The organism is uncultured Streptococcus sp. (assembly GCF_963516575.1).
Taxonomy (GTDB): domain Bacteria; phylum Bacillota; class Bacilli; order Lactobacillales; family Streptococcaceae; genus Streptococcus.
The window spans coordinates 1-4,394 of record NZ_CAUQCP010000077.1 but is presented as its reverse complement, the minus strand read 5'-3'; the positions used below and the strand labels follow the sequence as shown (position 1 = coordinate 4,394).

Sequence of the window (4,394 nt, the reverse complement as noted above, 5' to 3'; positions counted from 1 at the left end):
TGTAACAAAATTTTCCATTGGTTGTCAAGATATTTTTCTTTTTTATTGTTAATTTTAGCTCCTTGCTAGCACCTTAGAGTAAACAAAAAGGAGGAAACTAAACCCTCCTCTAGTTACAAAATTGTTTGTTTGATTGAATAATTTCAATTTTAGCACATAATGGTTTTCGAGTTATGATAGTATCACAACCAACCAGATTCTTTCGCGATATTAGCTGCCTCTGTTCGATTACCTGCATCTAGTTTTGAAAGAATATTGGTGACATAGTTTCGGACTGTTCCGTTGGATAGATAAAGTTTGTCTGCAATTTCTTGGTTAGAGAAGCCCTGAGCGATTCCCTTTAAAACTGCGATTTCTTGCTCTGTTAATGGATTGGGATGCGTCATCACCACTTCCATCAATTCAGGCGAATACTCCTTGCCTCCTTCGAGGACAGTGTGCAAGGTATGCATGAGATCTGCAATCCTTCTTTCTTTCAAGACATAAGCATCTACTCCAGCCTTAACCGCACGTTCAAAATACCCAGGACGTTTGAAGGTCGTCACTACAACCACCTTTGTTTCAAGCTTTTCTGCTCGTATCCACTCCAAGACTTCAAGACCTGTCTTAACGGGCATTTCTACATCAAGGATGACGATATCCACAGACTCCTTTTCTAATAGTTGGATTGCTTCTTGCCCATTCTTGGCTTGAAAGACAGACTCTACATCCGGTTGAAGCGTGAGCAACTGGCACATGGCATCCCGCAACATACTTTGATCTTCTGCGACTAATACTTTCATCTACTTTCTCTCCTTATAAGGTAGTCGAACCTGAACTTCTGTCGGTTGTTTCTGACTAATCACATTTACCTCTCCCGAAAATGGAAGAACACGATCTCGAACTGTATGGAGGTCATCCCCCTTTATAGAAGTAAAGCCACAGCCATCATCTCTCACTGTTAGAATGAGTTCTTTCTCTGTCCGTTCTAATTTTAAGTAGACTTTAGACGCTTTAGCATGCTTGATGATATTGGTCACTAACTCAAGCAAAATCATGGAAGCCGTTGACTCCAATTCCTGAGTTAAGCTAGCTGTATCTAGTTGATTAGCTGTTTCCACCTCAATTCCAGCAATTTCTAACATCTTTTTCACAGTCTCTAGTTCGGATGTCAAAGTTCTAGACTTAAGATTTTCCACAATGGTTCGCACTTCATTCATGGAATCCTTGCTGATCTGGTGAATTTCTTTTAATTCTTTCTCCATCTGTGGATAGGCCTGCATCTGAAATAACTGCAAGGCTAGATCTGTCTTGACACTAAGCATAGCAAAGGTATGCCCCAGACTATCATGCAAATCTTGACCGATACGACTGCGTTCATTTTCAGCAAGCAATAGATTTATCTGGGCATTTTGCTTAGCCTGTGCTTCTTTCAAATCCTCCACAATCCGAATCCGAACCAAGCCAAAAGTCATTAAATCGACAAAAGCAAGAATTACAAGTAGATAGAATAGAAACTCAACTTCGATTCTCTGAAAAATCAACAGTTGGCCCACAACAAGGACTTGAGCAAGAAGAAAAGTCCAGACATGTAAAGACTTTAAACTATGTACGCCAAAATGATAATTTAAGAGGTTAGAAAGGAAAAAGAAGAACCAGATATAATTAACAGCAACAAAGGCAGTATTCCCAACTACATAAGTCAGCATGAGGCCCCAATATAGCCAAGATAGGCGCTGGCTCTTAGTTGTTAAAACACCCAAATATGCCACTACAAATAGAATATCAACCAATAAATGCCAGGCAGAAAGCCACCCAGTCACTACAGGTAGGATGGGGAAAATCATAAAAATTAAACTGGTCCAAAACATATAATGTATGCTTTTCAGTCTTTCAAGCATTAAGCATTCTCCTTATGACCTTGAAGGTAAATGGTCAAACCAAATAAAACTGCTGAAAAAACAAGTAGATAAACTGTGGCTGATAAATTGATGCCACCCTCGTTTAAGAAGGTCTTGAGCAACTCCATCAACTGATAAGTTGGTAGACACTTCCCGATTGCTTGCATCCAGTCTGGAAATAAAGAGATGGGCATCCAGAGTCCGCCTAAAACAGCCAAGCCTAGATAGAGAAGATTGCCCACGACAGACATCAGCTGACTAGAAGGCAAGAGTGTCAAGGTCAAGCCAAGTGCTACAAAAGCTACACTTCCTACTATCAGCAAGAGCGCAGCCCCAATCCAGCTTCCTAAAGGCATATCCACACCTCTGACCAAGTGCCCAACTGAGAAAACAACCAGGATTGAGACCAGATAATCAACCAGCATACTTGTTATCTTTGATAGATAATATTCTACCATATTTACAGGGCTATGACGTATTATTTTCTGCCAATTGTTGATCTTGTCGGTATGTAAAACAACTGGGAATGAAAAGATAGCTGTCGACATCATGGAAAAGGCTGTCATGGAGATGAGGTAATCACGCATAAAATTAGCTGGTCCACCTGGTGTGTCCTGGTACATGCCTGAAAAGAATAAATAGAAGGCTGTCGGCATCCCTACGGATAATAGATAATAGACTAATTGTCGTTTGGTCAATAGAAATTCTATCTTGTTTAGTGCGATCCATCGTTTCATCTTAGTCATCTCCCTTTTGTGTTTCTTCAAAGATTGTATCCAGCAAGCTACGATTATTGACTTCAATTTCTTGAATCCTACATCCTGCTCGGACTAATAGTTCCCAGAAAGCATCTGCTTCGCGTGTGACTACTTGTAGAGCATCCTGTTTTTGTGACCAGTTTTCAACCAAGTTTGACTGTTCGACAACTTCCTTATATGCTAGAGGAAGGATAAAGTGCTTTTCAATCTCCTCACTGCGCATGGCTAGAGGTGTTGTATCGCGAATCAACTCTCCCTTATTCAAGACCAAGATTCGGTCCGCTGTATGCTCTACCTCTTCGATGTAATGGGACGAATAGAGAATGGTAACTCCCTGCGCTTTTAGATCCTGAACAATTTCCCAAAAACGTTGGCGGGTTGAGGTATCCATGGCCGCAGTTGGCTCATCTAAAAAGACAAGTTTTGGTCGGCCAATCAAGGTCAAGACAAAAGAGAAAAGACGCTTTTGCCCACCTGACAATTTTTCTGCCAACTGCTCTTTTTGTTGCTTGTCAAACTGCAGTAGTTGATCGATCTCCTGGTTGCTCAAGGGATTTGGATAAATACTTTGAAAGAAAGCAATCAACTCTTTGACCTTTAATTTCTGAACGATGACATTTTCTTGAGGGAGATAGGATCTTGTGTAGTCTAACTGAGAACTCGTCACTGGCAAGCCTTGGATGGATACTTGACCGCTTGTGACCAGTTTATCTCCAAGCAGACAGTCCAAGAGTGTGGTCTTCCCAGCACCATTGGGCCCAATCAAGGCGACGCATTCACCTTCAGCTACCTCAAAGGAAATATCCTTCAAAATAGCCTTGCCCTTGATGTTTTTATTTAGGCTTTCTACCTTAATCATGTTCATGATATTCTCCTTTCAGCCACTCCTTTCCCATAGGAAAGGCGATAAAAATCATAAATCCTAGTCCCCAGGCACCACGGATGAATTGGTGAAGGAAGGCTTGATCAAACCAACCTGTAAACATTTCTACCAACCATACCACTAGTGATAGTCCAATAAAAAGATAGAGAAACGCTTTTTTCATTTTTCAAACTCCTTTTTCACATCTGAGACTAATTTCAAACTTTCTCGGATAAGCCAGGACATCATTCCAAATCCTGCAAATAGCTCCCAAGGAAAATGATAGAAGCCTTCATCCAATCCTGAAAACATGAGATAAGTCATGACTCCTGCTGCTACTAAACTCATTGCGACAATTACTTTATGTTTCATTTTTTCTTCCTCCACTTGATACATCTAGTATAATTCTTTGAAGGTAGAATCACTAGAAGCTTCTGTCATGAGGAGATATGACAAATGTCATAAAAGATTCTATTTAAAAGAATCAAGAAACATTACACAACAAGACACAGAGTAGAAAAGAATCTATAGTACCTCCGTCAAAGTGATATCAAATTTAAACTATAACGTAAACTAATACGCATTTAAAATCAAAAGACCAGAAATTTTCATCCCATAAGCACATATATTATATATTGCTCCAAAAAATTTTTTATTGCTTCCTTAAAAATTAGTAAGATTTATAAAATCGGTTAAATTTCAATGTGTATACCTAAAATACGGTATTTATTGAAAAGACTGGAGACAAAAAGTATACGCTGCCAAAATGAATTACTGAAATTCAAAAAAGAGAGAAGCAAACTGATTCTCTCTTAATGTATATAATATCTAGTTAAAACAAAAAGATACGCTTACGTATCTCTGTAATGAATCGGGAAGACAGGATTCGAACCT

At 39.4% G+C, this 4,394-nt stretch carries 6 protein-coding genes; all 6 read right to left on the bottom strand.

Annotated elements, in window-relative coordinates; genetic code table 11:
- Positions 1–182: 182 nt before the first annotated feature.
- Genes RWM06_RS09430 through RWM06_RS09405 form a run of 6 tightly spaced genes read right to left on the bottom strand, consistent with a single transcriptional unit; the run spans position 183 to position 3,872 of the window.
- Positions 183–782: a response regulator transcription factor gene (locus tag RWM06_RS09430; protein ID WP_313970928.1), complete on the bottom strand. Its 600-nt coding sequence runs from the start codon at positions 780–782 to the stop codon at positions 183–185.
- Positions 783–1,880 carry a sensor histidine kinase gene (locus tag RWM06_RS09425; RefSeq protein WP_313970927.1) on the bottom strand — a complete coding sequence of 366 codons (1,098 nt, stop codon included), beginning with the start codon at positions 1,878–1,880 and terminating at the stop codon, positions 783–785.
- The gene (locus RWM06_RS09420; protein ID WP_313970926.1) at positions 1,880–2,617 is read right to left on the bottom strand and encodes an ABC transporter permease; all 738 of its coding nucleotides are present in this window, start codon (positions 2,615–2,617) and stop codon (positions 1,880–1,882) included. Before RWM06_RS09420 ends, RWM06_RS09425 begins: the two co-directional genes overlap by 1 nt.
- Position 2,618: 1 nt before the next feature.
- A complete protein-coding gene (locus tag RWM06_RS09415; protein WP_313970925.1) occupies positions 2,619–3,503 on the bottom strand; it encodes an ABC transporter ATP-binding protein in 885 nt (294 codons plus the stop codon).
- Positions 3,490–3,684, bottom strand: a complete 195-nt coding sequence (locus RWM06_RS09410) for a hypothetical protein (protein WP_000708869.1) — start codon at positions 3,682–3,684, stop codon at positions 3,490–3,492. Before RWM06_RS09410 ends, RWM06_RS09415 begins: the two co-directional genes overlap by 14 nt.
- Entirely contained in the window at positions 3,681–3,872 is a 192-nt protein-coding gene (locus RWM06_RS09405) for a hypothetical protein (RefSeq protein WP_313970924.1), read from the bottom strand. The genes RWM06_RS09410 and RWM06_RS09405 overlap by 4 nt, the downstream gene beginning before the upstream one ends.
- Positions 3,873–4,394 lie beyond the last annotated feature (522 nt).